We start from the raw sequence: 25776 nt of genomic DNA on the forward strand, positions 1-25776 counted from the left end.
GGGATGAAAGGGGCTTCGCCCCTTTCCGGGGAGCGGGGCAGAGCCCCGCCTCTTCCACAAGGGAGACGCGCATGGCCCGAAAACGCTCCGCCCCCAGACCTGCCCGATCAAAACAACTTGGCTCCCGGCGGGCGGCATTACGCCTCTGGGCCATGCCCACGCTGATCATTGCCGGGCTGTTTGCCGGGGCCATCGGGTGGCAGGCCCTGACCGCCCATCGGCACACAACACAAATGGGCGGGCCCTATAGCCTGATCGACAGCGCCAATCACCCAACCACCCAGGCGCGTTTCGCCGGGCGTCAGACCCTCATCTATTTCGGCTATACACACTGCCTCGACGTCTGCCCGTTGACGCTCGCAACAGTGGCGCAGGCCTATACGCTGCTCCCGCCCGGAACACAGCGCCCCGTCCCGCTTTTCATCACACTCGATCCGGAGCGCGACCGCCCCGAGGATATCGGGGTCTATACGCGGCGCTTCTCACCCGAGATCATCGGCCTGACGGGCACAGCCGCCCAGATCGATGCTGTCGCCAAGGCTTTTCATGTGACGTCCCATGTGACCGTGGACCCCATGGCAGGCCATGACAGGGGCGATGAGGGAATGGGGGATTACCGGATCGACCATTCCTCCGTGCTCTATCTCATGGATGGCCAGAATCACCTGCAGGCCATCCTGCCAGCTGATTCGAGCCCCGCCACGGTGGCCCATAATCTCGCGCCCTATCTAGCGAAGCGCTGAAAACCGCCCGCCCAGAAACCGCCCCGCCAATGCCAGCAGCAGCAACGAGGCCCCAAGCTCGGGTAGAAGAATTCCCATAACCCCCATGACCGCCAACGCACCCCAGCCAATGGGTCGCGGCGAATTCTGCGGGGCATCGAGATGGCCCGGCCGGCGGCGTCTGAGCCAGAGCATGAGCGCTGCCACCGAGGCAAGGGTGAGCAAGAGCGCGACAATGAGGTTCAGGAGCAGATTCAGGACCCCGAACAGATGCCCCTCGTGGAAGGCAACGCCGTAGCCGATCAACCGGTCGGACAGCCTTTTATCGGCAAAACGGGTGACATGAGTGACCTCCCCTTGCGCTGTCACGCTGGCCTCGACCCGCTTCGGGCGGTTCTGGGCATCGGAGCGTATGTGCCATACGTCCTTGGCACTGGCTGGCGGGGTGATGAGGGTTGGCGCAGGGAAAGCAAGCTGGCGCGCCGTTTCATACACAGCGTCCAGCCCCCCCTGCGGCGACATGGGCTGAGGCGCGGCGTCCATTGCCATGCCCGCCATTTCGGCGTCCGACATGCCAGGCATGGTGGCATGGCCTGAAAGTGTCGCAGCGATAGGTACCGCCCCGATCTCCCAGTCCTGGACGGCAACCAGCCTGCCGATACGGCTTTCGACCGCAGCGAAGGCCGAGCCCCAGACAAAGGACCAAGGCAGACCGGACACCAGAAACAGCACAAGAACGAGCGAGATCCACATCCCCCCGACAGCATGGAGGTCGCGCCAGAACAGGCGATTTTTCGCGCTCAGCCTCGGCAGGATGGTACCGCCCGCACCCGCTTTTCGCGGCCACCAGAGCAGGAGTCCGGTTACAATCAGGACCAGTGTCCAGGACGCGACCATTTCCATGATGACGGAACCCCAGTTGCCGATCAGCAATTGCCCGTGCAGCCGGAACACCAGCCGTTCGAAACGCGTCTGCTCGTCGCGCTGGGCCAGAACCCTGAGCGTGACAGGGTCGATATAGACACGCGCCACATCTGCCCCATGAGCCACTAGAACACGTGTGGCCTGAGTTTTGCGGAACGGCATCTCCAGTGCGAGGAAATGCCCTCCCGGCACGGCGGCCAGTGCGGCGTCACGCTGGGCGCTCACGGTTTGCGGCGATCCTTGCGTAACGGCATGATCGATATGGCGGTCGAGCCAGGTCTCGATCTGGGGTTTGAACAGATAGAGCGATCCGGTCACGCAGAGCATGATCACGAAGGGCAGGCAAAACAGCCCGGCGAAGAAATGCCAGCGCCAGAGCATGGCCCGATCGGGCCAGACCGGACGGGAATAAACAGAGCGAGGGGTGCGGGAATTCTGTGTCATGGTCATTCCTCAGAACCGTACCCTCACACCGCCAAAAAAGGCGCGTGGGCTACCCGCATAGATCGAGCCTGTCTTTGCAGCCAATACGGAGGCTCCAGCCTGCTGCCCATTGGCGAGAAGGCTGTCACTGATGGTCGTCGCCCCTGCGGCATAGACAGTATTGGCGACATTCTGCACCTCGACATAGCTGTGCAGACGATGCACCCAACCCAGCCTTGCGGGCGGGTCGTAATGCACCTCCAGATTAAGCAGACCATATCCGGGGACTTTGAGCAGATTGGCGTTGTCGATAAAAAAGGCGCTGCGCCATGTCACTTCGGCAAATCCGCCAAGCCCCTCAAAGGACCCAGAAGGCTGGTCATAGAGCACACGCCCATTCAGGAAATGCGGCATGACCCCGGGGATCAGATTCCCGTTGCGTGAAAAGCTGCGTGACAGCGTGCTGTTTGACAGGATCTCGGTGTAATTCGCGTAGATCTGGTTGTCATAGGTATAGGACAGGCGCAGCTTCGCCCCCGGCAGGCTATGCGGAAGGGCCTGCCACGTAGCGGCAAGTTCCACGCCACGATGCTGCGAGGCCGGCGCATTGAAGGTGTAGCTGCCTGCCTGGGTATTCACCCCAGCCGACTGGCTGACCAGTTCGTTCCTGTAGAATTCATAAAATCCGGTCGCCTGGATATCCACAACCGGCGACGGGTGCCATGCCGTGCCCAGATCGATCCCGAGGCTGCTCTGGCTCTTGAGCTGGGTGTTGTTGCCGTAATTGCCCTGCGGTGTGACGAAAAAGCTGGAATAGCCCGGCGTGGCATAGGCCGTGCCGAGCCGCGCATGCCAGGTCCAGGCCTTGTCAGGGGTGAAGACGACCGAGGCCTCAGGGGCAAGGTTGAAAAAGCGCCGGTTGGCCGTGATGTATTGCGCCCGCGTGGCGGTGGCGCTGCGGCTATAGACGGTCTGCACCGCTCCAATATCGGATTGCGTGCCACCAAGCCCGATCACCGCATGCCATCTGGGCGCAAACTGCCAGTCTTCCTCAAAACGCAGGCCGATATTCCACTGATGGCCATAAGAGGTCGATGTCTCGCTGCCCCGCATGGCCCCCGCCTGCGGCAACAGGGCATAAACCTGATAGCCGTAATCCATGTAGTCGAAATTCGCCCCGACAAAGCTGGTAAGGGGCGTTTTACCGAGCGTGTCGCGACGGGTGAGATCCGTCTGGACATTGTAGGAGTTGAAAGGCCCCACAAAGGCTGTGGTCGAAGTCGGCTGCTCGACATGGCGCTGGTCATAGGTGAACTGGGTGCGCCAGACCATACGCGGCGTGAAATCGTGCTCCCATCGCAGCCCAACGATACTGCGCCTATCGAAGCGACCCAGATTGGCCTGCTGCGGTGTCACGGCGGTCTGTGCGCCATAGGCGCCGTTGCGATAGAGCGAAACCGTGCCGCATCCGGCAGCGGCCCCGGAAGCCGTAGCGCATCCCCGCTGATAGGGATTGAGTCGATACTGGTTCAGTGACAGCCGCAGCGGCAGGAACGCATCGGTCACGTTATTGATGAATTTCAGAACAAGACGGTCGCTGGGGGAGAGCGATACACGCAGGCGCATGTTCTCGGTCGAGGTTGCATACTGACTATTGGCAATAAATCCGTCGCTGCGCACATCGCTGGCAAAAAGCATGAAGTCATAGACTCGATTGCCTGCGCCCAGCGTCATGTAATTGTTGAACATGCCAAAGCTGCCGAAATCCGAGCCGAGTTCGAGCCCGTGGATCGACGCGCCGCTGCGCGTGCGGAAATTGATTGCGCCATTGATGGCGTAGTTTCCGTAAAGCGTGGAGGCCGGCCCCTGAAACACATCGACCCCCTCATAGGCATGAGGATCGATCAGATCGGCACGCGCCGTGCCATCGGGCTGGGTGACGGGAAATCCGTCCTCGGATACTTGCAGGTTGCGCAGCCCGTAGGATTGACGGGCGCCTGACCCGCGGATGGAGACCACGGTATCACGCGGGCCGTTCCCCTGAAGGAAGCTCGCCCCCGGCACCGTCACCAGCATGTCCGCCACGTTCTGGGCCACATGACTGGCAAAATCCGTGCGCTCGGCGCTGTAGGTGGTCTGGCCCACAGGCGAGAGGGTGACAGGCCCGCGCGCCTGTCCCCTGACGAGGATGGACTCAGGCACGGGTTTTGCTTCCCCATGCGCGGTCGGATTCACAGATCGGGGGGCTGCCAGCCGGTCAGGTCTGTGGGGCGACCCGGCTGAAGGGGTATGTGCGGACGGGGCGCGCACCGGATGATGCGCCGGCCATTCCGGGTTGGTAGCCGGAACGGTGGACGCGAAAGAGGATGCGCAGCCCCATGCAAACAGGGCCGGGACTGTGCTGCCGCATAGCAGAGCAGCGCGATGAATAAGGGGCATTGACCATAAACCTGACAGGGAACGGAGGTCATGAGTCATCGGACGCGGAACAGCGCCCTGGGACATCATGAGTCGAAAGGGGTCAGGTGATGGCGGGTGGCCCCTGGGCCGAGCGGGTCACAAACCCGTCGCAGGGTGGCCCGCGTATCGGTGGGAAGCGCCAGAAGCAACGGTACAAGCCCGGTCCAGCCAGAACAGAAGCAAGGACAAGCGCAGTCAGGAGAGGCGCATGGGACTCCATCGCGCTGACAAGACAGGCCGTGTCATCGGCACACACGGTGTCGTGATGCTTTCCACCAGAGCTGGCGGGCGCGGTGCTGTCGCACAAGACTTCAAGCGCACTCAACATACCCTGAGGGTCGTCCGATGAGAGCGTGAAGGCCGGGACTGGTGATCCGGCGACAAGACGCATTGCGACGGCAAACAGGCTCAGAAGCCAGAAAACTGCCCTTACCCTGTTGTTTTGCCGCGCAGATGCCATGACTTCTCTCACTAGGCGATCAGTCGGGCTTTGCCCACTGCCTTGATGTTGCGCCGACCATAGGCGCTCGCAGAATTGCCGAGCGACGGGCTTAAAAGCCACATGGATGCCCGCGTCTTGCGGGGGGCAAAGACAAAGAGCAATAATATACTGATAATGAACAGGAAACATCGAGCCTTTATTTGGCTTTTACAAGACAAGGACATATCGGTCCAATTAACCATCCGCAGACGGCCGCATATCGAGAAGGCAGGTTTTCATTTCCCAATATTTCAGCATCATTGTTAAACACATATATTATAAAGATAGAAATAAATTGATAATATGTTCCATTACTGTCGAAATCTATGAATGGACATATGGATACAGATGTGAGATAGGTCGCTGAAGCATTTGTCACAGAAGCGGGAATTCAAGGGCAATGGACAGCAAGAATCCGGGATCAGACCCTGCATCGGCCGATATCGACGCTTGGGATGAACTCAGGTCCGAGGAGACCCCTGTGGCCGAAGCCGAAATGCACAGCGCCCCTTCGCCAGCCACGCTGGCAGGGTTGGACGCACTGACCGATGAGGACTTCGCTCATGACGGGCAGGCCATCGGTTTCTATCACCAGAATGGCTGCAAGACCGTCATGCATGCCTTCACCCTGGCCAATATCCTGCATACGAGCTTTCGCGTACAGGAGGCGTCGCGCTTTTATCGTGTGGCGTTCGACATGCATTCCAAAAGCCATGGTGAATATCCTCTGGCCCAGTCGCTGCTTCAGGCGCGACTGCTTTGCCTGCTGAAATCCGGTAACGATCTGCCCGCCCATGAAGTGGCCGAACTGCGCGCCCTGTGCATTCCCCATGCCAATTTCATCGAGAGTGTCTATAAAGCCTGGCGTGAAGGCGACCCCACAGGGGCCATGCGTCTGACGGCCAATGCCTTCGAGGAATTTCATACAGGTGAGGAAATCGACTCCCTGTATCTGGGCTTCGCGCTCCAGGCGAACTTCCCCTTTACCAAAGGATGCGCCGATCATCGCGTGATCCCGAACAAGCTTTTCCTCTACTGGGACAAGAACCCACCCGAAGAGATTCAGCGCAATTTCGAGTTCCATCGCCAGATTTCCGGACTCGACGTCAAGATTTTCGACAAGCCCGAGGCCGAACAGTGGCTCTATGATGTCTATGGCGTCGAGGCCCGTTCGCTTTTCCTCGGTGCGCGTCATCCGGCGGAAGCAGCCGATATCCTGCGCGTCCATGTCATTCAGGCGCTTGGCGGCTGGTGGCTCGATGCCGACATCCGCATCCGTGACGAGCAGGCCCTGCAATTCATGCTGGACCGCCACGAGCAGAACGTCCTGTTCCTGACACATAACAACGTTGTTCATAACGATTTCTTCGGTGCCGTGGCCCAGAGCCCGCTGCTGAACGAAGCCCTGCTGAACATCTACCGTAACTGCTATCTCCATCCTGGCCTGTTCATCGCCTACAAGACCGGTCCGGGCGTGTTCAACCGTGCGTTGAACCGCCTGATCCATCGCGACGTGTCGGGTCTCGCGCCTCTGGCACCGACCAGCGTGCATGACCACCATGTGTTCAGCCGCCTGATCGAGGAATTCGACACGCCCTACAAGCACCACACCCCGCACTGGCAGGCAGTCTGATCTGACTCCTGAGGGGCGCTTTCACTGGCTGTATGGCGGTACCCACCTCTGGTACTGGCGTATACTCTGAGAAAGCGCCCTTTCTGCGTCTGACGCGCCGGAAACCCATCCGGCATTACTGGCTGCACAGAGCCAGATAAAACCGTCTTGTCTAATGAGATCGGAAGTGAAACGATTAGGGAACGGGTATCCCCAGTCGACAAGGTCTCTTTCCGATGCGCTTGCTTATCCCTCTTATTGGTGTGGCGTCCTGTCTGGGCACCTCGCTGGCGGCGCGACCTGCGCCCAGCCAGTCCATGCCCCTCTCCATGCGGCCTGTCTTTGATACGCTGGTCCTTCCCGATGCTCCGGGTTTGTGGAACCGCACCGGCTCCGGTCATCCTGGTCCCGGCTACTGGCAGAACCGCGCCGATTATCGCATCGACTCACGCATCGATACGGGCAGCCAGACCCTGAGCGGCGCGGAGACCATCACCTATACGAATAACAGCCCCGATGCCCTTGAGGTGTTGTGGCTGCAACTCGACCAGAACATGTATCGCAAGGATTCCCGCTCATGGGTGGCCTATCCGGACTGGCATCCTGCCAGCTCGGATGGCTTCGTGATCGAGCATGTTGCTATTGAGGAAAACGGCCATGAGAAGCCGGTCTCCTTTCGTATTTCAGACACGCGCATGCAGATCACCCTACCTGCCCCTCTTGCCGCGGGCGGAAAGCAGCTCAGGCTGCATGTTACGTGGCATCACACCATTCCCGGCCTCTGGGGCGGTCGTACTGCCGTCACCCCGGTCAAGGACGGGAAGATTTACGAGATTGCCCAATGGTATCCTCGCATGAGCGTTTATGACGATCTGCGCGGCTGGGACACGCTCCCTTATCTGGGGCAGGAATTCTATCTGGAATATGGCACCATCGACTACGCCGTGACCGTGCCGTGGAATTTTACGGTTGTCGGCTCAGGCGCACTCACCAACCCGCAGGATGTGCTGACCCCGACAGAGCGGGCGCGTCTGGCTGAAGCCGCCAAAAGTGACAAGCGCGTTCTCATCCGCACGGCACAGGATGTGCTTGACCCTGCCAGCCACCTCGCCCGCTCGGGCGAGAAAACCTGGCGCTTTCATATGGAAAATACGCGCGACGTGGCCTTTGCGGCCTCGCCTGTTTTCATCTGGGATGCTGCCAGACTCGACCTGCCTGCCCTGCCCGCAGCCAAAGGCCAGAAACCGCAGCCGCGTCTGGCCATGTCCGTCTATCCACGTGAAGGCGCAGGGCCGCAGGCATGGGACCGCTCGACGGAATATGTCAAACACGCGATCGAGTATTTCTCGTCACAATGGTATCCCTACCCCTGGCCCAACGCCGTCAATCTTGGCGGCCATGGTGCGGGAATGGAATATCCGGGCATCGTGTTCGATGGCTGGCAGGACAGGAACGATGTACTGTTCTGGATCACCACCCATGAGCTGGGCCACGGCTGGTTCCCCATGATCGTCGGCAGCAATGAGCGCCGCCATGCCTTCATGGATGAGGGGTTCAATACCTTCATCGACGCCTATGCCTCACAGCATTTCAACCACGGTGAATACGCGCCCAAGAAAGACGCGGAATTCGCCCCGGAAACAGGTGACCCGGCGAAGGACATCGTGCCGGTGCTCACCGCCACCGATGCGCCAACCCTGATGATGCCCTCTGAGCTCGTGCCGGAGAAATACCGCCACAAGGTCACCTATTTCAAAGGTGCCTACGGGCTGATGCTGCTTCGGGAGAAAATCCTCGGGCCAGAGCGCTTCGATGAGGCTTTCAGGGCCTATATCCGGGCCTGGGCCTTCAAACACCCCACGCCGTCGGACTTCTTCCGCTTCATGTCCAGCGCAGCGGGAGAGGATCTGACCTGGTTCTGGCGCGGCTGGTATTTCGAGAACTGGTGGCCGCAATACCGTCTGGATGGCATGACCACCCAGCCCGCTAAGGAAGGGCAGCCCGGCAGCATCGCCATTGGCGTGCGCAATGAGGGCAAGCTTCTTCTGCCTGTGCTGCTGCGTGTAACCTGGCAGGATGGGTCACATCAGGAGCGTCTCATCCCGACAGAGGCCTGGGCGCTTCATGACCGGCTGAGCCTCAGCTTTCCCGATCACGGTGCAGTCAAGACGATTGCGCTCGACCCTGATCAGGGTCTGCCCATTCCCGATCGCAGCGGCCTGAGCCTGTCGCCCCAGGCAACGATAACCGCCCCGCAGGAACCCGCTCACCCCTGAAATCCCTATCCCTGAATCCATCCTGCCGGTTTCCGGCAGGCCAGTGCGAAAGTCAGGGACGGGAATTCATCATTCTGGCAGGGCCGATCGTTTCGGTACCTGCCAGAATAGCGCGTTCAGATGGCGAGGCCTTCCGTGCGCTCGCTCCAGTGGGTCGAGCCCCCCGAAGCAGATGCCTCGCTGCGCTCAGCACTGTCGAAGCCGAAAAACATCTGAGCCTCGGCCCAGACGAGTGAGGACTGGGCCATATGGCCGTGTGTTGCGGCACCCTGCGGCCCACGGCCCCGGCTGCCATGGCTTTGCGCCAGCAAGCGGGCAAGATCGGCGGCGCCGGTCGAAAGATATCTGATCATTCAGTCTGACCCTCGCGACTGCGCCCCCAACCGGAGCATTTCCCCCAGCCAGACAAAGGCGCATGGAAAAAAGGCCCGAAGGATTGTCGTCGCGGGGGTTCTCTCCCGGGATTTCAATCCGCCGGAGGGGCATGGGAAAAACCGCATTACCCCGGAAACAGGGTCAGCCTATATGATAGTGAGAGTCGTTCTCAACAACTATTTTCATGGCGATAGGGCGAAAGAGCGGCGAGTGCATCTTTCTCTTCGAGAATGGCCCGTCTCTCCTCGGCAAGATAGGGCCGCACAGCCCGCGCCAGAGCCGGATCTCGGATATAGTGGGACGAATAGGTCAGGCTTGGCAGGTAGCCACGCTGGATCTTGTGCTCACCCTGCGCCCCTGCCTCGACACGAGACAGGCCATGCGTGATGGCAAAATCAATGGCACGGTAATAACACAGCTCGAAATGCAGGAAGGGCCACTCGCCCTCGCATCCCCAGTTGCGCCCATAGAGAGTATCGCGCCCTGCCAGATTCAACGCTGCTGCCACGGGCTCGCCCTCGTGCAAAGCTTGCATCAGCACGATTTTCTCACCCAGACGCTCTGACAGACCCGAGAAGAAAGCGCGGGTCAGATAGGCCTGTCCCCATTTGCGGTCGATGGTCGCCTGATAGAATCCATAAAACCGATCCCAGTCGCGGCCGGTGATTTCCGGCCCGCGCAAGGTGCGAAATTCCAGCCCGCATCCCTGTGCATCACGCCGCTCACGACGGATCGCCTTGCGTTTGCGCGAGGCCAGGGCTTCGAGAAACTGCTCGAAATCCTGATAACCATTGTTATGCCAGTGATATTGCAGGCCTAGCCGCTCCATCCAACCATGTGAGGCCAGAGCCTCCTGCTCCTGACCGGTGCAGAATGTCATGTGAATGGAGGACAGACCCAGCTCCTGACAGGCCTGACGCAGCGCCTCGCCAAAGACCCCGCGTACTGTCCCTTCCGTCAGGTGATCATGGATCAGCCCGACTGGATCGATGAGCAGACGCGGCCCGCTGACGGGAGAAAACGGGACGGCGATCTGAAGCTTGGGATAATAATCCCCTCCCGCCTGCTCATAGGCGCGCGCCCAGCTCTGGTCGAAAACATATTCTCCGTAGGAGTGACCCTTGAGAAACAGGGGGGCTACGGCAACCAGCGCCTCGCCGTTCCTGAGCGCCGCATAACGCGGCAGCCACCCTGTTCTGGCCCCGACAGAGCCACTCTCCTCAAGCGTCAGGAAGAAACCGTGGGACATAAAGGGGTTATCGTCCCCGGCACAGCGATCCCAGAGAGCGGCGTCAATTTCGGCAATGGACGCATGAAGCGTCAGGGACCAGTCTGTCATGGGCAGCATGTGGTCCGGGCCTGAAGGCAAAACAACCTTGTCCGGCATAGTCAGGCTGCAAAACGTGGCTTTGCGCATCCTGCGCGTCTGTCAGCTGTGATTGACGAGCGCAGGGCAGTCCTGAAAAGCGCTGTCAGGCGCGGCAGCAGAAATGCCACGCCCGCAGGGCTTTCGGGGGTGATCAGGCGATTTCGATCAGCGCCTCAACCTCGACCGGCGCATCCAAAGGCAAGGAGGGTACACCAATGGTGGAACGGGCATGGCGCCCGGCGTCACCGAACACGGCAACAGCCAGATCGGAGGCGCCATTCATGACGGTGGCGTGCTGTGTGAAATCAGGCGTGCAGGCAATGAACCCACCAAGACGCACAATGCGCTTCACGCGGGCCAGATCGCCCAGTTCGGCCTGCACCTGTGCGAGAATGTTGAGAAAGCAGAGCTCGGCACATTCACGCCCCAGCTCGGCCGCAACATCCTCACCCAGCTTGCCCGTGGCCTTGAGCGTACCGCCTGAAAGCGGTAGCTGGCCCGAAACGACAAGAAGCGAGCCCGTGCGTGCCACAGGCACATAGGTTGCCACCGGGGCTGCGGCCTTGGGCAGTGCAAGCCCAAGAGCGGTTAAACGGGCGGTCGGGGTTTCGTCAGGGGTCTGTGACATCGGCTTGTCTCCTTGCAGAGGGGCTGAGGGGATCTCCCTCAGCTGACCAATCGCAGCCTGCCACGCTCATGCGGCGGAAGATCACCCGGAATATCGAGCGGCAACATCGGATCCTCCTCGATCACGTGAGGATCTTCGGGTGCGCTGTCGGGCAGACGCTTCCCCAGATAACTATCTGACAACGCCCTGAAGGCATAATCAAGCAGCGATGAGGCATAAGCCGCCACAGGATCGCCTTCGACCGTACCGGCAGGCCCGAAGCGCGTATGGGCAAACTGCTCGACATACGCCGCCAGCGGGGCACCGTGCTGAAGGCCGATGGTCACGGCCTGTCCGACGCTTTCAAGCAGGCCACGCACCATCGCGCTCTCACGACCGGGCGTAAGCGAGATCTCGCCCAGCGAGCCATCTTCATATTCACCCGTCCTCAGATAGAGCCGATGGCCGCCAATCGCGCTGCGCTGCGTGAACCCGCCGTGACGTGCCGGCAGGGGGCGACGCACACCGCGCTCCAGACGCGCACGCAAAGGCAGGGGCGACGCCGGGTCAGGACGCGCCGGCATACGATCAACAAACCCGGTCAGGGCGCGATGCATCAGCAGATGGGCATCGGGTCCGGGCTGAGGCAGGGGGGTTTCGCCCAGTACCGCACGGGCGAACGCGCCTTCCAGCGTCAACCCGCGATGCGCCAACCGTGACAGGGCACTTGCACGCAGCGTCCCATCGGCACGCAACGGCGAGAAGATGGGAGCCAGACCACACGCTTCAACGCCCAGCAGGGCATCGACAGGGCCGGGCTGGGAGAAGCCGGTCTCGATCAGCACCCTGTTGGGCAGATCGGGCAGCGTATCCTCCATCTCGTCGCGTATCTGGCGCCCTGTAACCTCAAGTCCCGGGATCGGGCAGGAGACGGGAGGCAGCGGCACAGGCCCTGCACCCTGACGCGCAAGGGAGGTGGCAAGCCAGCACAGATAGCAGGCCGCATCGCGCCCGGTCTCACTGTCATAATCGAGCCCCATAAGGGCGAGACAGCTATCCAGATTGGTCAGAAGCAGCGTCCCTGCGGGGCCACCCTGAGCCTCCTGCTCGGGTGTTGCGGTGGCAGGACCGTCGAAAAGCGGCAACTCACCGTTGAGCATGGGGCCATTGACCGCATGGAGGCGGCGCAGGGCGCTACAGGCCAGGCGAATGAGCGTGACAAAGGCCTCGCCGTTGAAATCACCCTCCTGAACAAAAGCCGCCAGATTGACTACGAACCCGCTGCGACGATCGACCTGCCCCTGCCAGAGTGGCGCCATCGGCGCCATCTGTCGTTCCAGCAACGCAGCTGCCAGCGCAGCACCAAGACCGGCACTGCCCACTGTATCACCCGGCAGGGCAGGCAGGCTGGTCAGCCGGTCGAGCCAGCGTGCGGCCTCGCTCGAAAGGCGCAAGGCGCCAGTCGATGCCGAAAGCTGCAAAAGCGCTATCGCCGCTTCGTCTTCCCAGCTTGCAGGAAGGGTTACGGCGCGCAGGGCGAGATCGTCCGGATCGGCAGCGACATGCGTTGTGCGCATACGCACCCCGTTCCAATGGAGAAGCGTTGTCATAGCCTTGAATCTAGGCATCGACTCGGGCCGGGAAAAGGGTGTTTCGGCACCGCCCACAGGGGATAATGGTCCGCAAAATGGGGATATGGTGGATAACATTCCCGCCCCCCGCCAGGGCAGGGTGATAGACGCTTGCGAGCGAAGCCTGTAGGACTGGCAGGGTTGTCTTTCAACAGCGCACCCTTTCCGGGGTCCAAGCCTGCGAGTTGCCAAATCCCATGAGTTCACTGTCTGGCGTGCGCCCCCGTCGCGATCTTCTCGAACTGACGACCGGCTTCGTGGTTCTTGCGATCCTGGCGGCCCTGCTTGCCCTTGCCGTTCTGGGCCGTCATCAGGGTGGCAGCGACGGCTATATGCTCAAGGCCGTTTTCAACCAGATCGATGGTCTTTCGGTCGGGTCGGATGTCCGTCTGGCCGGCATCACGGTGGGCCATGTCACCTCCGAGCAGGTCGATCCGAAAAGCTATCGTGCGCAGGTCAGCTTCACGGTACGCAATGGCATCAATCTGCCAACCGACAGCGCCGCCATCGTGACGTCTGACAGCCTGCTTGGAGGGAAGTATATTGCTCTCTCCCCCGGCGGCGATGAAAAGAACCTGACACCCGGCTCCGTTGTAGGGCAGACCCAGGGGGCCATCAGCCTCGAACAGCTTCTGAGCAAGTTCATTTTCTCGGTGACGGATTCGCTCGACAAGAGCCGCAAGGCCGCCACCCCATGAGCGAGGCGACGCCCTGGACCGACCGCAATGGCACTCCCATTGCCTGCGTAGAGAAACTCAAGGTCCTGCGTGAGAACGACACCGAGCTGCGCCAGACGCTGCAGGACGTGTTCGAGGATGCCTTGCTGATGGGTGTCGCCCCCGATGTCATGCGCCGCCATCTGGCTGGCATGATCGACGCGCTGGAAGAACTCAATCCATGAAATGCGCCCTATGAAACGCACCGGGATACACGCTCTTGTTCATACACAGGGCCACAAGCGCGTCCTGCGTTTGTCCGGCCTCACGCCTGTGACTGTCATTGCCCTTATGACCGCCTCTTCCATGCCCGCTCTGGCGGCGGAAGCTGTGGCGCCTCCGGTGATGTATCCGGCTGGTCTGTGGCAAGGTCGCGGTGAGGCTGTGATCCGCGTTCTCAACCGAACCGACTCCCATATCGAGACAATGACCATTCCGGTTGGGGGGCAGGCGCAATATCGCAGCCTGCATCTTGGCGTTACGCGCTGCGTCGAACGTCCCGAAACCCTGCCGAGCAATGCGGCAGCCCTCATTACAACCAGCGACGACACGGACCCCGGTGCCCATTACACGGGCTGGATTCTGGCGCAGGAACCTTCGCTCGGCACCTACAAGAGCGCGCTCTACGGCATTTCAGTGGTTGCATGCTCTGGCCCGAAGGCCGACCCCACACTCGCCCCACTGCCGCAGCCGGTCGTGCCTGTTCTGGGCGCGAATACGCCTGATAGCGCGCAGAGCCAGCCGGGCGATCTGAACGATCCGTCGCAGGGTTCTGCTGCGTTGCCTGTGCGCTCCGGCACACTTCCGGCAAATGGTGGCAACCCGGCCAGTGGCGCTTCGGCCGGGCCGACCCGCCTCACGCCGCTCGGTGACCCTGCAAACAGCTCACACCCCATGGGAGGGGCTTACAATCAGCCCACCCGCAACGAGACGAGCCAGGGACAATCACTCCCTCGTACCCCCCAGTCTCCTTCGTCCAGCGCCGATCAGGGTGGTCCCATGCAACTAGCGCCCCTTTCGGGCGGGCCGGTATCAAACAGCGCGCCATCGAATGGCAGTGGTCAGCCCCTTCCGCCCCCGCAGCCCTACGGACAGTAACATCGCAGGCCTGCCCATTGACGGCCTGGCGTCCGGTCGCCACGCCGTCCGACAAGCCCGATCCAGTGTCGCGGATCGAGTGCAAAGCAACAAAATGACATGACGACCATATTCTGATCAGATTTGTGGCTGATAACGCAGCTGTGCCTGTATTTCGGTGCAACCGCGTATCAATGAGGAAGTTATCAAACCCATGACAACCCCCTCTCCCACGGCGACTCCGTCATCTGGCCCAATCGCGCCCTCTGCGGATCACGCAGCCTTTCTGCTCGATTTCGACGGGACTTTGGTCGATATTGCCCCAACCCCGGCTTCTGTTCAGGTCGAGCCCGGCCTGATCGAGACATTGCTGCGCCTCAGAGACCGTTGCGGCGGTGCGCTTGCCATCGTTACCGGGCGTCCGATCGAACAGATCGACCATTTTCTGCCTGGTATTCCGACCGCTGTTGCAGGCGAGCATGGGCTTACCCTGCGCCGCAGCCTCGATGGACAGGAAGAACCTGTTGTCACAACGCCCCTGCCCCCGGAATGGCAAAGCCGTGCCGAAGCCCTGATAGGGCGTTTCCCAAATACGGCGCTCGAACGCAAGAAGGCGGGGCTCGTGCTGCATTATCGCGGCAATCCCGACGCTGGCATCATTTTCGAGCAGGAAATCACCGCATGGCTGGCGGGTCAGGATGATTTTGAAATCCATCCGTCCAAGATGGCCTGGGAAATCCGCCTTGCCGGTATTCACAAAGGCAATGCCGTCGAGGCTCTGATGGCGCAGCCTCCTTTCGCCGGACGCGTGCCGGTTTTTGTCGGTGACGACGTGACTGACATGGACGGCGTTCGGGCCGCCAAGGCCCTTGGCGGGTTCGGTTATCTCATTCCTGATGACTTCCCGACCGCCCATGAATTCAGGGCATGGCTTGCCCGTTATGTGGAGACTGCCTGATGGGTCGCCTCGTCGTTGTTTCCAACCGTGTCCCTGCTCCGCGCGAACGCAGCCAGCCCGCAGGCGGTCTGGCCGTGGGCGTACGCGATGCCGTGCGTGGCACGGAGAGCCTCTGGTTTGGCTGGTCAGGCCGCCACACCACGCAATCTCGCGAGCAGACGCCCAAGCTCGACACCCATGAGAGCTGCACCTATGCCACGATCGATCTGACGCGCAGCGAGTACGAGCATTTCTACGAGAAATTCTCCAACGGGCTGCTCTGGCCGCTCTGCCATTATCGCATCGGGATCATCGACTACAAACGGATCGATTATCAGGTCTATCGCGAGGTCAATGCCCTCTTTGCCGATCAACTCGTTCCTCTCTTGCGCGAGGACGATACGCTCTGGGTGCATGACTACCATCTCTTCCCGCTGGGCGCGAAGCTGCGTCGGCGTGGCGTAAAGGCCAAGATCGGCTTTTTCCTGCACATTCCGTTCCCGCCCTGGAGCGTGACACGTGTGCTTCCCTGCGCCGAGGAAATGCTGCGTGAGATGGCTGCCTATGACCTCATCGGTGTGCAGACCGAGGAAGATGCCCGCAACATGAACGGGTGCTTCGAAGCCAATAATCTGCCCAACCGCGCCGTTCATTTCCCGATCGGCATCGACCCGGTCGAATTCAGCGAGCAGGCCGAACAGAATGTCATGGCCGAGGAGGTGCAGCGCCTTCATGCGTCCCTTCGTGGCCGCAAGCTCATCCTTGGCGTGGATCGCCTCGACTATTCCAAGGGGATCCCGGAACGCATCCACGGCTACGAGACTTTTCTCAACCGCTACCCCGAGCATAAGGGTGAGACGGTTCTCCTGCAGATCACACCCGTCTCACGCGCCGGTGTCGCCAGCTATCGTGCGCTGCGTCGTGAGCTTGATGAGATGGCAGGGCATATCAATGCCATGCACGGTAACTTCGACTGGTCACCCATTCGCTACCTCACCCAGTCTGTCCCGCGCGAGGTTCTGGCCGGTTTCCACCGCATCGCCGATGTGGCACTGGTCACCCCGTTGCGCGATGGCATGAATCTCGTGGCCAAGGAATTTGTCGCTGCGCAAAGCGCCGACAATCCAGGCGCCCTCATCCTGTCATCGCTCGCCGGCGCTGCACCTGAAATGGAGCAGGCCCTCATGGTGAACCCGTATGATCACGAAGGCATTGCCGATGCGATCCATGCCGGGATCACAATGAGCCTTGAAGAGCGGCAAAGACGCTGGCAGGCTCTACACTACGACGTCACCCAGAATACCGCAGCAAACTGGGCCGATCGTTTTCTTGAAATGCTCAGAGAGACCGAAAGACAGGAATGATTGCTCGACTGACCGGTGGATTACTGTTTTTCGCCGGTATGGCCGCAATTGGCGTCGCCTGGTGGGCCGAGCACGTGCTCGGCTATGCCCCATGCGAGCTTTGCCTTATCGAGCGGGCGCCGTGGCGCATCGTCGCCTTTCTTGGCGTTCTGGCCCTGCTCATCCCGGGTATGGTCGGGTTCTGGGCCACGGTCCTAAGTCTGCCAGCCCTCGCAGCAGCCGTCATGCTGGCCGGGCTCCATAATGGTGTTGAGCAGAAATGGTGGGAAAGCCCGCTTCCTGCCTGTCACGCACCCGTATTTCATACAGGTGCCAGCTTTCGCGAGCGTATGGCCAGTATGCCTCTTCGCCCCGCCAAACCCTGCGATGACCCGACCTATCTCTTTCATCTGCCTGTTTCGATGACGGTCCTTGGCGGTATTGCCGCCGCGCTGCTGTTCATCCTTGTCAGCTATAGCGTCGTGCTTCAGGCCCGGCGCTGGCACGCGGCACGCTGAACCGGTCGCGGTTTCCGCCTGATACGCCCAATCCCTGTCGAAACAGATAGATGCTGGCAGGGCTCAGGGGATTATCCGGTTCCGAGGCCACGCAAGAAAAGTGTCAACCTCTATCCACAACGGGTCCTGCGCCTGCAATCCCCGCCCTGATCGTCGGAGCTGTAGCATTTGGCACCTCGCTGTCTATGCTTGCTATCGTGGAAAATTCTCATACGAGGTGGGTGAGAGTCTTATCTCCCGATTGCACTCGCAAGAATTCTGGGAGCTTTCGCCATATCATGACCTATGTTGCCATTTATCGGTAATTTATCTCACACAGATCGGCATAATAATAAAAAACTCCCGGAATAAAGCCCGTAAATCGAGTTTGGCACGGTGCTTGCATGAAAGAAATCAGACCATCAGGCAAAGGGCCTGAGGCACATAGGGATTTCAATCATGTTCGCATTCACCAAGTCTTTCATCGCCGCTGCCAGCCTTGTCGCTCTTGCTGCCCAGCCTGCTCTGGCGAAAGACATTGTGGTCGAGAACGTGCAGGCCGCAGCAAACCAGACGGCTCAGATTGATGTTTCCAACACCGACCTGAAATCTGACCGCGACTGGAATCGCGTTGCCGATACCATTCGTGTCAAGGCAGCCGATATCTGTGAACGTACGGTAGGCGCCAGCGATCGCCGCGAAGCCGATATCGAGGAATGCACGCAGGCCGCCTACGAAAACGGCGTACAGCAGATGCGCAATATCTATGCCCGCCGCACCCTGGCCGGCCAGACGCGTCTGGCCCGTTCGTGAGCGAAAAGGCGCTACAGCGCGCGTGGCAACAGGATGACGAAACGAGCGCCTATAATCCGACCCGTTTCGTCATAACGGTTCTCGGCATGGAGCGTCCCGTGAAGGGCCTCGATAATCTGGCGGCTGATCGCCAGCCCCAGGCCTGAATGCTGGCCGAAATTCTCGGTCTGGGGTCGCTCCGAATAGAAGCGGTCAAAAATATCCTCGAGTTTGAGAGGCGGAATGCCCGGCCCCTCATCACTCACCGTTATACGGATCTGCCTGTCCTCGGGGCGCATGAAGAGCGTTATGTGCCCGCGCGGGGGAGAGAATGAAATGGCATTGCCAATGAGATTGCGCAGGACCTGAACAAGACGGTCCTCGACAGCCAGTACACGCAGCGGATGATTGGCATCGTCGTGTGAGTCATCAAGAATGATGATCGCGTCTTCGGGCTTGCGCGTTGTCTGATGCATCTCCGTCAGGATGGAGAGCAGCATACCGACCGCCACGGGTTCAGAGCGCGTTCGTGACAGCTCTGCGTCGATACGGCTTGCATCCGCAATATCGGTAATCAGCCGGTCCAGACGGCGGACATCGTTGTTGATGATCGCCAGCAGGCGCGTCTGTCGTTCACGGTTCTCGATACGCGGCAACGTCTCGATGGCCGAGCGGATGGATGAAAGCGGATTCTTGATTTCATGGCTCACATCGGCCGCAAAGCGCTCGATCGCGTCCATGCGGGCCCATAGTGCCAGCACGCTGCCACGCAGGGCTCGCGCAAGCACGCCAATTTCGTCACGGCGTACCAGCAGGGATTCCGGCACGCTGTCAGCGCGCCCGGCCACATCGCGCATGTCATGCGACGCCACCGCAAGACGCAGCAGCGGGCGGGCGATGGTGATCGAGAGATACCATGACAGCAGGACCGTCACAGCCATTGCGGCCAGAAACAGCGAGAGTATGGAGGACCGGACAGCAAACAGCGAACGATCGACTTCCTGGGCCTGGCGTGTAAGCTGGATGATCCCCACGGTCTGACCGTCATGGATGACCGGCTCTGCTACCGTGATCACCAGCTCATGCTCGGGGGTGCGCCGGATATAGGGCGCAGCTTCGGCACCCCGATATTCGCCTGCCGAGCGCAGAGGCGGCGGCGCGTCCTGCGTTTCCAGCATGACAATCCCCTCGCGGGAGGAGAGCGGCAGCAGGGAAAGCAGCCATTCATAGGCAATTTCGATGCCGTTATTGCGTGGCGGCTGCCAGCGTGGCGGCGGCGCAGGCTCGCCCGCCCCCGACTGCCCCTTGCGATCGCGGCGCACAAGGGCGGCTTCGTTCAGACTGTCGGCCACCAGCGTGCCATCCGGCCCGACAAGGCGCGCGCGCACATTGGGGCTGGGTTCGGTCAGCCGAAGCAACAAGGGCCGCGCCTGCGCCCCGTCGAGCATGAATTCGGCACCGGGAAAGGGATGACGGGCCGGGTCGCGCACCACGGCAATCTGCCCCATGGCCGCCGCGTAGATATGGGCCTGCTCGCGCAGGGCATTCACATCGGTTTCAAGCAGGCTGTTCTGGAAGTCGTTCAGGAAGAGCAGCGTGACGGCCAGAATGGCCAGAGGCAGCGTGTTGAGCAGGAAGATGCGCCGCATGAGCGGCGAGGCGAAACGCGGCAGACGGAAGCGACGTGTCGTCCGGCGGCTCTCGCGTCCGGCCTCCAGCGCCAGCGTGTCACCATGGCGAAACGAGCGCCGACGCAGGCGTCTGAAGGCCTGTGACATACCGCCCGGCGCACCGCGCCGCGACCGCCTGCCGAATGATTCACGCTGCGGCATTCTGGCTCAGTCTTCCTTGTAGCGATATCCTATGCCGTACAGGGTCTCGATCTGGTTGAAGTTGTCATCGATCTGCCTGAACTTCTTGCGGACACGCTTGATGTGGCTGTCGATGGTGCGGTCATCCACATAGATATTTTCGCCGTAAGCCGCATCGATCAGCTGGTCGCGTGATTTCACCATGCCCGGACGAAGAGCCAGCGCCTTGACCAGCAGGAATTCTGTGACGGTCAGCATGATATCCTGCCCCGCCCAGAGGCACTGATGGCGCGTCTCATCAAGGGTGAGGCTGCCACGCACGATAGCGGCGCCTGCGCCTGACGTGCCGCTGCCCTCGGCGCGGCTGGCGTCCTGCCGGCGCAGCAGGGCGCGGATGCGCTCCAGCAGCAGGCGCTGCGAGAAAGGCTTGGTGATGTAGTCATCCGCCCCAAGGCGCAGGCCCATGAGCTGGTCCAGTTCCTCATCCTTGGAGGAGAGGAAGATGACCGGCAGGGATGAGCGCGCCCGCAGGCGCTGCAACAGTTCCATACCATCCATGCGCGGCATCTTGATATCCAGCACTGCCAGACTGACAGGGCGCGCCAATATGCCCTGCAGGGCGGCTTCGCCATCGGTATAGGCGTGCACAACAAACCCTTCGGCCTCCAGCGTCATCTGGACCGAAGTGAGGATGTTACGGTCATCATCCACCAGGGCGATGGTGTGCTTTGTCGTCTCCATGCGCGATGTATCCGCCTTCAATTTCTGCCTGTTGCCAATCCAAGGGGGGTTGGCATATGGCTTGTCACAGCCACCTATATCTTACCACGCGGCTGCGCCCAAGACGGGGCTGCCGAAAACGGTCGGACATCGCTGGATGGTCGACCCGAGTGTTTCCGTGGCTTCTGGCGGTCATGCTCGCCCCGTTGCGGGGGAGTACGCTGAAGCCGACCTTTTGCTGCCCGGCCTAACCGGGCCCGATTTTTCGAGGTTGCGACCACGATGACGACTGAGAACACGCTGCACGACGCGCAGAACGACGCCCCGGCACCCGAGACCGCCGAAGCGGCAGAGGCCACCACCGATACGGCAGGCCAGACGCCTGAATCCCGTATTGCCGAGCTGGAAGCCCAGGTTGAGGAATTCCGCGACAAGTGGATGCGCTCCGAAGCCGAGATGCAGAATTACCGCACCCGCGCCAAGCGCGAAGTGGAAGATGCCCGCCAGTATGCGGTGCAAAAATTCGCCAAGGATGTGGTCGAAGCGGCTGAAAACCTGCAGCGTGGCCTTGCCTCCCTGCCGCCCAAGGCCGAGGGTGAAGAAGGGCTCGTCGCCAAGCTGCGCGAGGGCTTCGAGAGCACGGAACGCTCTTTCCTTGGCATTCTGGAACGCAATGGCATTACCTGCCAGCATCCGGTGGGCGAGGTGTTCGATGCCAATCTGCATCAGGCGATGGCCGAGCAGCCGAGCGACGAACACGCGGATGGTACGGTAATGCAGGCCTGGACCCCCACCTGGACGCTTAATGGCCGTCTGCTCAAGCCCGCCATGGTCGTTGTGGCGAAGGGCGGCAACAAAGCCGCAGAATGAGGCTTGAAACCCTCGTCATGCGCTCCTAGATTTTATCTGTAACCCGCCCCTGCCGAGGCAGGGAGACGAAAACAAGGGCGTTGCCCGGTGCCTGAATGGGCCGGATGACGCCGCTGAAAGGACTGAAATATGAGCAAAGTCATTGGTATTGACCTTGGCACCACGAACTCTTGCGTCGCGATCCGCGAAGGCGATGAGACCAAGGTCATCGAGAACAGCGAAGGCGCACGCACCACGCCGTCCATGGTCGCTTTCACCGCCAACGGTGAGCGTTTGGTTGGACAGGCTGCCAAGCGCCAGGCTGTCACCAACCCTTCCGATACACTGTATGCCGTCAAGCGTCTGATCGGCCGTCGCTACGACGACCCGACCGTCGCCAAGGACAAGGAAATGGTCCCGTACGAAATCGTACGTGGCGATAACGGCGATGCATGGGTCCGCGCCCGTGGCGAGAACTACGCACCGTCGCAGATCTCCGCCTTCGTGCTGGGCAAGATGAAGGAAACCGCCGAGGCCTATCTCGGTGAGACCGTTTCCCAGGCCGTCATCACGGTTCCGGCCTACTTCAATGACGCCCAGCGTCAGGCAACGCGCGATGCCGGTCGTATCGCCGGTCTTGAAGTGCTGCGTATCATCAACGAGCCGACCGCTGCCGCTCTGGCCTATGGCCTTGGCAAGCGCGATTCCGGCACGGTGGCCGTTTATGACCTTGGTGGTGGCACGTTCGACGTGTCGATCCTCGAGATCTCTGATGGCGTGATCGAAGTGAAGTCCACCAACGGTGACACGTTCCTTGGTGGTGAAGACTTCGACAACCGCATCATTGGCTACCTTGCAGACGAGTTCAAGCGCGACCAGGGCATCGACCTGCGCGGCGACAAGCTGGCTCTGCAGCGCCTGAAGGAAGCCGCCGAGAAGGCCAAGATCGAGCTTTCCTCCTCCAAGGAAACCGAGATCAACCTGCCCTTCATCACGGCTGATGCCTCGGGCCCGAAGCATCTCGTGGTCAAGCTGAGCCGCGCCAAGCTGGAAAGCCTGGTCGAGGATCTGGTGCAGCGTACGCTCGGCCCGTGCCGTGCAGCGCTCAAGGATGCCTCGGTTACCCCGGCTGAAATCGACGAAGTCATTCTCGTTGGTGGCATGACGCGTATGCCGAAGGTCATCGAGACCGTGAAGCAGTTCTTCGGCAAGGAACCCGCCCGCAACGTCAACCCTGACGAAGTGGTGGCGATCGGTGCCGCAGTTCAGGGCGCCGTGCTCAAGGGCGACGTGAAGGATGTTCTGCTTCTCGACGTGACCCCGCTTTCGCTGGGCATCGAGACGCTGGGCGGTGTCTTCACCCGTCTGATCGATCGCAACACGACGATCCCGACCAAGAAGAGCCAGACCTTCTCGACGGCTGATGACAACCAGAGCGCCGTGACCATCAAGGTCTATCAGGGCGAGCGCGAAATGGCGGCAGACAACAAGCTGCTCGGTAATTTCGACCTCACCGGGATTGCTCCGGCTCCGCGTGGTGTGCCGCAGATCGAAGTCACGTTCGACATCGATGCCAACGGTATCGTCAACGTGTCGGCCAAGGACAAGGCGACCAACAAGGAACAGCAGATCAAGATCCAGGCTTCTGGTGGTCTGAACGATGCCGATATCGACCGTATGGTGAAGGAAGCCGAGGCCAATGCCACGGCAGACAAGGCCAAGCGCGAGATGGTCGAGCAGCGCAACAGCGCCGAGGCCCTGATCCATCAGACTGAAAAGTCGCTGACCGAAGCTGGCGACAAGGTTCCGGCAGCTGACAAGGCTGAGGCGGAATCGGCAGTGGCTGCGACCCGCGAAGCCATGAACGGTACGGATCTTGAGGCCCTGAAATCGGCGACCGAGCGTCTGACCCAGGCTGCCATGAAGATCGGTCAGGCTGTCTATGCCCAGTCTCAGGCTGAAGAGGGTGCCGCCGGTGGCGAAGCCCATTCTGCCAAGGACGAAAACGTCGTCGATGCCGATTTCGAGGACGTGGACGACAGCAAGAAGCACTGATCTCCCCGAGGAGGGGTTCGCCCCTCCAGAGGCTCGATGCTTTTGACGCCCGTCCTTCCTGAGGGAAGGGCGGGCGTTTCGCCGTTCAGCCCGGCGCGGTTTTTATCCGCGTTGCTTTGATTGCCCCCGCTGGTCATTACAGGCCGCATATTCTGATCCCTGGATCTCCTGACGAGGACTCCCATGGCCACCAAGATCGATTTCTACGCTGTTCTTGAAGTCTCCCGCACAGCCTCTGCCGATGAGCTCAAAAAGGCCTATCGCAAGCAGGCCATGCGCTTTCATCCCGACCGTAATCCGGGCGATGAAACGGCCGAGCACAAGTTCAAGGAAATCAACGAAGCCTATGATGTTCTGAAAGACGAACAGAAGCGTGCTGCCTATGACCGCTTCGGTCATGCTGCCTTTGAAAATGGCGGTATGGGCGGCGGTGGTTTTGGGGGCGGATTCGGCGGCGGTGGCCTCGATGACATCTTCGAGATGTTTGGCGACATGATGGGAGGCCGTCGTGGTGGCGGCCGTCGTCGCACCGGCAACGACATTCAGGTTCAGGTCGAAATCTCGCTTTCCGAGGCCTATGAAGGCGTCAAGAAGCCGGTCGAAATCCGTACCCGCGTCGCCTGCGAAAGCTGCCACGGTACGGGATCGGCTGACAGCAACCCCGGCGATGTTACCTGCCCGACCTGTCATGGCGCTGGTGCCGTGCGTGCACAGCAGGGCTTTTTTCTGGTCGAGCGTCCCTGCCCCACCTGCAAGGGCTCGGGCAAGGTCGTGCGTAATCCCTGCAAAAGCTGCAAGGGAAGCGGCACAACCGAGCAGACGCGTTCGATCGAGGTTCCCATTCCCGCCGGCGTGGAAGATGGCACACGCATCCGCCTGACGGGCGAGGGCGAAGCCGGTGGCAGCGGTATCCAGCCGGGCGATCTCTATGTGCATGTCGCAGTGGGTGGCAGCGATATCTTCCAGCGCGATGGCGCCAACATCTATTGCCGCGTGCCGCTTCGCATGACGCAGGCGGCGCTCGGTACGGAAATCGAGGTGCCTGTCATCGATGGCAGCCGCGCCAAGGTGAAAATTCCCGCCGGCACGCAATCGGGCGAGAATTTCCGCCTGCGTGGCAAGGGCTTCTCGGTGCTGCGTTCCAGCGCACGGGGTGATATGTATATCCAGGTTGCCGTGGAGACGCCGCATCACCTCAACGCCCGCCAGAAGGAACTTCTCGAGGCTTTCGAGGCCGAGGCTGGTGAGGCTCAGGAGCAGGAAAAGGCCAATCCCGAGCACACGGGGTTCTTCGCCAAGGTCAAGGACTTCTTCGAAGGGAAGTAAGAGCCATGCGTATCGGCATTGCAGGTATCACCGGTCGCCTCGGGGCGCTTTGCGTCGAGGAAGTCGCGGCATCCGGGCTTGAGCTGTCCGGTGGGCTGGCACGCAAGGCCGATCCGCAGAAGCGTATCATGACAGATCCGGCTCAGCTGGCGGCGTGCAGCGATGTTGTGATCGATGTCAGCAGCCCGGCTGCAATACTGGCCAATGCCGAAGCCTTCGCGCAGGCTGGCTGCGGCTGGGTGATCGGGACAACAGGGTTCGGCGCTGCGGAAGAACTGGCCATTCGCGCAGCCGCAACGCGGATCCCGGTGCTGCGAGCTGCCAATTTCGCACCCGGCCTGACCATGTTGCTCGATCTGGCACGTCAACTCGGCGCCAGACTTCCGGCCCACGAATATGATGCTGAAATCCTGGAAACGCATCACCGTCAGAAGCGCGACGCCCCTTCCGGCACGGCCCTCGCCATTGGTGAGCGCCTTGCCGAGGGCCGTGGTGTCGCACTGAATGACGTCATGGAAGTCAATCGCTCAGGCGTACGGGGTGAGGAGGCTATCGGTTTTGCCTCACTGCGGGCCGGGCAGATTGTGGGCGAGCACAGCCTGATCCTGACTTCGAGTACGGAACAGATCACCCTGTCACATCGTGCCTTCGACCGACGGGTCTTTGCCCAGGGTGCTGTAAAGGCTGCCCGCTTTGTGGCAGGTAAACCAGCCGGGTTGTACGAGATGACGGAAATATTCGGCGGCTGAAACGGGCCTGCCTTGCGTCTGAAA

23 protein-coding genes are annotated in these 25776 nt (G+C 60.8%); 14 read left to right on the plus strand and 9 right to left on the minus strand.

Going from position 1 to position 25776, the window contains the following annotated elements:
* Positions 1-71: 71 nt before the first annotated feature.
* Positions 72-743, plus strand: coding sequence for an SCO family protein (locus P5689_RS07545; protein ID WP_285532671.1), 672 nt, complete (start codon positions 72-74; stop codon positions 741-743).
* Here P5689_RS07545 and P5689_RS07550 read toward each other — a convergent pair.
* The 3 genes from P5689_RS07550 to P5689_RS07560 form a co-directional block, all read right to left on the minus strand.
* On the minus strand, positions 729-2090 hold the full coding sequence (locus tag P5689_RS07550) for a PepSY domain-containing protein (RefSeq protein WP_285532672.1): 1362 nt from the start codon (positions 2088-2090) through the stop codon (positions 729-731). The genes P5689_RS07545 and P5689_RS07550 overlap by 15 nt on opposite strands.
* Positions 2091-2099: 9 nt before the next feature.
* Positions 2100-4271 carry a TonB-dependent receptor domain-containing protein gene (locus P5689_RS07555; RefSeq protein WP_244442080.1) on the minus strand — a complete coding sequence of 724 codons (2172 nt, stop codon included), beginning with the start codon at positions 4269-4271 and terminating at the stop codon, positions 2100-2102.
* 319 nt (positions 4272-4590) lie between these two features.
* Positions 4591-4989 (minus strand): hypothetical protein, encoded by a 399-nt coding sequence (locus P5689_RS07560; RefSeq protein WP_035444345.1) that lies wholly within the window; start codon positions 4987-4989, stop codon positions 4591-4593.
* 421 nt (positions 4990-5410) lie between these two features.
* Between P5689_RS07560 and P5689_RS07565 the strand changes: the two genes are divergently transcribed.
* Both P5689_RS07565 and P5689_RS07570 read left to right on the plus strand, forming a co-directional pair.
* The gene (locus tag P5689_RS07565) at positions 5411-6643 is read left to right on the plus strand and encodes a hypothetical protein (protein ID WP_023978259.1); all 1233 of its coding nucleotides are present in this window, start codon (positions 5411-5413) and stop codon (positions 6641-6643) included.
* 215 nt (positions 6644-6858) lie between these two features.
* Positions 6859-8898 (plus strand): M1 family metallopeptidase, encoded by a 2040-nt coding sequence (locus P5689_RS07570; RefSeq protein WP_408868536.1) that lies wholly within the window; start codon positions 6859-6861, stop codon positions 8896-8898.
* A 116-nt stretch (positions 8899-9014) separates the two neighbouring features.
* On the opposite strand, the gene P5689_RS07575 is transcribed toward P5689_RS07570, so the two are convergent.
* The 4 genes from P5689_RS07575 to P5689_RS07590 all read right to left on the minus strand — a co-directional run bounded on the left by P5689_RS07575 (position 9015) and on the right by P5689_RS07590 (position 12859).
* On the minus strand, positions 9015-9251 hold the full coding sequence (locus P5689_RS07575) for a hypothetical protein (RefSeq protein WP_166929388.1): 237 nt from the start codon (positions 9249-9251) through the stop codon (positions 9015-9017).
* 191 nt (positions 9252-9442) lie between these two features.
* Positions 9443-10612 carry a GNAT family N-acetyltransferase gene (locus P5689_RS07580; protein WP_285533860.1) on the minus strand — a complete coding sequence of 390 codons (1170 nt, stop codon included), beginning with the start codon at positions 10610-10612 and terminating at the stop codon, positions 9443-9445.
* Between the two features lie 181 nt (positions 10613-10793).
* On the minus strand, positions 10794-11270 hold the full coding sequence (locus tag P5689_RS07585; protein WP_035444343.1) for a RidA family protein: 477 nt from the start codon (positions 11268-11270) through the stop codon (positions 10794-10796).
* A 38-nt stretch (positions 11271-11308) separates the two neighbouring features.
* Positions 11309-12859 carry a vitamin B12-dependent ribonucleotide reductase gene (locus P5689_RS07590; protein ID WP_285532674.1) on the minus strand — a complete coding sequence of 517 codons (1551 nt, stop codon included), beginning with the start codon at positions 12857-12859 and terminating at the stop codon, positions 11309-11311.
* Positions 12860-13077: 218 nt separating this feature from the next.
* On the opposite strand from P5689_RS07590, the gene mlaD reads away from it, so the two are divergent.
* From mlaD to P5689_RS07625, 7 genes are all read left to right on the plus strand, one after another.
* Positions 13078-13578, plus strand: coding sequence for an outer membrane lipid asymmetry maintenance protein MlaD (gene mlaD / locus P5689_RS07595; protein WP_023978262.1), 501 nt, complete (start codon positions 13078-13080; stop codon positions 13576-13578).
* Positions 13575-13781, plus strand: a complete 207-nt coding sequence (locus P5689_RS07600) for a hypothetical protein (RefSeq protein WP_062165560.1) — start codon at positions 13575-13577, stop codon at positions 13779-13781. Before mlaD ends, P5689_RS07600 begins: the two co-directional genes overlap by 4 nt.
* A gap of 10 nt (positions 13782-13791) precedes the next feature.
* Entirely contained in the window at positions 13792-14694 is a 903-nt protein-coding gene (locus P5689_RS07605; RefSeq protein WP_285532675.1) for a DUF2155 domain-containing protein, read from the plus strand.
* A gap of 193 nt (positions 14695-14887) precedes the next feature.
* Positions 14888-15631, plus strand: coding sequence for a trehalose-phosphatase (otsB, locus tag P5689_RS07610; RefSeq protein WP_285532676.1), 744 nt, complete (start codon positions 14888-14890; stop codon positions 15629-15631).
* A complete protein-coding gene (locus P5689_RS07615) occupies positions 15631-16974 on the plus strand; it encodes a trehalose-6-phosphate synthase (RefSeq protein WP_023978266.1) in 1344 nt (447 codons plus the stop codon). Before otsB ends, P5689_RS07615 begins: the two co-directional genes overlap by 1 nt.
* Positions 16971-17471: a disulfide bond formation protein B gene (locus P5689_RS07620; protein WP_023978267.1), complete on the plus strand. Its 501-nt coding sequence runs from the start codon at positions 16971-16973 to the stop codon at positions 17469-17471. The genes P5689_RS07615 and P5689_RS07620 overlap by 4 nt, the downstream gene beginning before the upstream one ends.
* A 438-nt stretch (positions 17472-17909) precedes the next feature.
* Complete coding sequence (locus P5689_RS07625) at positions 17910-18263, plus strand: UrcA family protein (protein ID WP_023978268.1); 354 nt, start codon at positions 17910-17912, stop codon at positions 18261-18263.
* Between the two features lie 11 nt (positions 18264-18274).
* Here the strand turns inward: P5689_RS07625 and P5689_RS07630 are convergent, their stop codons facing one another.
* Both P5689_RS07630 and P5689_RS07635 read right to left on the minus strand, forming a co-directional pair.
* The gene (locus P5689_RS07630) at positions 18275-20074 is read right to left on the minus strand and encodes an ATP-binding protein (protein ID WP_285532678.1); all 1800 of its coding nucleotides are present in this window, start codon (positions 20072-20074) and stop codon (positions 18275-18277) included.
* Between the two features lie 6 nt (positions 20075-20080).
* Positions 20081-20794, minus strand: a complete 714-nt coding sequence (locus P5689_RS07635) for a response regulator transcription factor (RefSeq protein ID WP_023978270.1) — start codon at positions 20792-20794, stop codon at positions 20081-20083.
* A gap of 261 nt (positions 20795-21055) precedes the next feature.
* On the opposite strand from P5689_RS07635, the gene P5689_RS07640 reads away from it, so the two are divergent.
* The 4 genes from P5689_RS07640 (at position 21056) to dapB (ending at position 25752) form a co-directional block, all read left to right on the plus strand.
* Positions 21056-21643 (plus strand): nucleotide exchange factor GrpE, encoded by a 588-nt coding sequence (locus tag P5689_RS07640; protein WP_062165566.1) that lies wholly within the window; start codon positions 21056-21058, stop codon positions 21641-21643.
* Between the two features lie 129 nt (positions 21644-21772).
* Positions 21773-23677, plus strand: coding sequence for a molecular chaperone DnaK (gene dnaK, locus P5689_RS07645; protein WP_122048582.1), 1905 nt, complete (start codon positions 21773-21775; stop codon positions 23675-23677).
* Between the two features lie 183 nt (positions 23678-23860).
* Positions 23861-25003 (plus strand): molecular chaperone DnaJ, encoded by a 1143-nt coding sequence (gene dnaJ, locus P5689_RS07650; RefSeq protein WP_023978273.1) that lies wholly within the window; start codon positions 23861-23863, stop codon positions 25001-25003.
* A 5-nt stretch (positions 25004-25008) separates the two neighbouring features.
* On the plus strand, positions 25009-25752 hold the full coding sequence (dapB, locus tag P5689_RS07655; RefSeq protein WP_285532679.1) for a 4-hydroxy-tetrahydrodipicolinate reductase: 744 nt from the start codon (positions 25009-25011) through the stop codon (positions 25750-25752).
* Positions 25753-25776 lie beyond the last annotated feature (24 nt).

The organism is Asaia sp. HumB (assembly GCF_030263835.1).
Classification (GTDB): Bacteria; Pseudomonadota; Alphaproteobacteria; order Acetobacterales; family Acetobacteraceae; genus Asaia; species Asaia bogorensis.

What these genes read in the sequence shown, in the direction of transcription:
- P5689_RS07615 (WP_023978266.1), top strand. Translation starts at nt 15,631, where the DNA reads ATGGGTCGCCTCGTCGTTGTTTCCAACCGTGTCCCTGCTCCGCGCGAA.
- P5689_RS07545 (WP_285532671.1), top strand. Translation starts at nt 72, where the DNA reads ATGGCCCGAAAACGCTCCGCCCCCAGACCTGCCCGATCAAAACAACTT.
- P5689_RS07580 (WP_285533860.1), bottom strand. Translation starts at nt 10,612, where the DNA reads ATGACAGACTGGTCCCTGACGCTTCATGCGTCCATTGCCGAAATTGAC.
- P5689_RS07550 (WP_285532672.1), bottom strand. Translation starts at nt 2,090, where the DNA reads ATGACACAGAATTCCCGCACCCCTCGCTCTGTTTATTCCCGTCCGGTC.
- dnaJ (WP_023978273.1), top strand. Translation starts at nt 23,861, where the DNA reads ATGGCCACCAAGATCGATTTCTACGCTGTTCTTGAAGTCTCCCGCACA.
- P5689_RS07625 (WP_023978268.1), top strand. Translation starts at nt 17,910, where the DNA reads ATGTTCGCATTCACCAAGTCTTTCATCGCCGCTGCCAGCCTTGTCGCT.
- otsB (WP_285532676.1), top strand. Translation starts at nt 14,888, where the DNA reads ATGACAACCCCCTCTCCCACGGCGACTCCGTCATCTGGCCCAATCGCG.
- P5689_RS07565 (WP_023978259.1), top strand. Translation starts at nt 5,411, where the DNA reads ATGGACAGCAAGAATCCGGGATCAGACCCTGCATCGGCCGATATCGAC.
- dnaK (WP_122048582.1), top strand. Translation starts at nt 21,773, where the DNA reads ATGAGCAAAGTCATTGGTATTGACCTTGGCACCACGAACTCTTGCGTC.
- P5689_RS07635 (WP_023978270.1), bottom strand. Translation starts at nt 20,794, where the DNA reads ATGGAGACGACAAAGCACACCATCGCCCTGGTGGATGATGACCGTAAC.
- P5689_RS07590 (WP_285532674.1), bottom strand. Translation starts at nt 12,859, where the DNA reads ATGACAACGCTTCTCCATTGGAACGGGGTGCGTATGCGCACAACGCAT.
- P5689_RS07570 (WP_408868536.1), top strand. Translation starts at nt 6,859, where the DNA reads ATGCGCTTGCTTATCCCTCTTATTGGTGTGGCGTCCTGTCTGGGCACC.
- dapB (WP_285532679.1), top strand. Translation starts at nt 25,009, where the DNA reads ATGCGTATCGGCATTGCAGGTATCACCGGTCGCCTCGGGGCGCTTTGC.
- P5689_RS07640 (WP_062165566.1), top strand. Translation starts at nt 21,056, where the DNA reads ATGACGACTGAGAACACGCTGCACGACGCGCAGAACGACGCCCCGGCA.
- mlaD (WP_023978262.1), top strand. Translation starts at nt 13,078, where the DNA reads ATGAGTTCACTGTCTGGCGTGCGCCCCCGTCGCGATCTTCTCGAACTG.
- P5689_RS07575 (WP_166929388.1), bottom strand. Translation starts at nt 9,251, where the DNA reads ATGATCAGATATCTTTCGACCGGCGCCGCCGATCTTGCCCGCTTGCTG.
- P5689_RS07605 (WP_285532675.1), top strand. Translation starts at nt 13,792, where the DNA reads ATGAAACGCACCGGGATACACGCTCTTGTTCATACACAGGGCCACAAG.
- P5689_RS07630 (WP_285532678.1), bottom strand. Translation starts at nt 20,074, where the DNA reads ATGCCGCAGCGTGAATCATTCGGCAGGCGGTCGCGGCGCGGTGCGCCG.
- P5689_RS07585 (WP_035444343.1), bottom strand. Translation starts at nt 11,270, where the DNA reads ATGTCACAGACCCCTGACGAAACCCCGACCGCCCGTTTAACCGCTCTT.
- P5689_RS07560 (WP_035444345.1), bottom strand. Translation starts at nt 4,989, where the DNA reads ATGGCATCTGCGCGGCAAAACAACAGGGTAAGGGCAGTTTTCTGGCTT.
- P5689_RS07620 (WP_023978267.1), top strand. Translation starts at nt 16,971, where the DNA reads ATGATTGCTCGACTGACCGGTGGATTACTGTTTTTCGCCGGTATGGCC.
- P5689_RS07600 (WP_062165560.1), top strand. Translation starts at nt 13,575, where the DNA reads ATGAGCGAGGCGACGCCCTGGACCGACCGCAATGGCACTCCCATTGCC.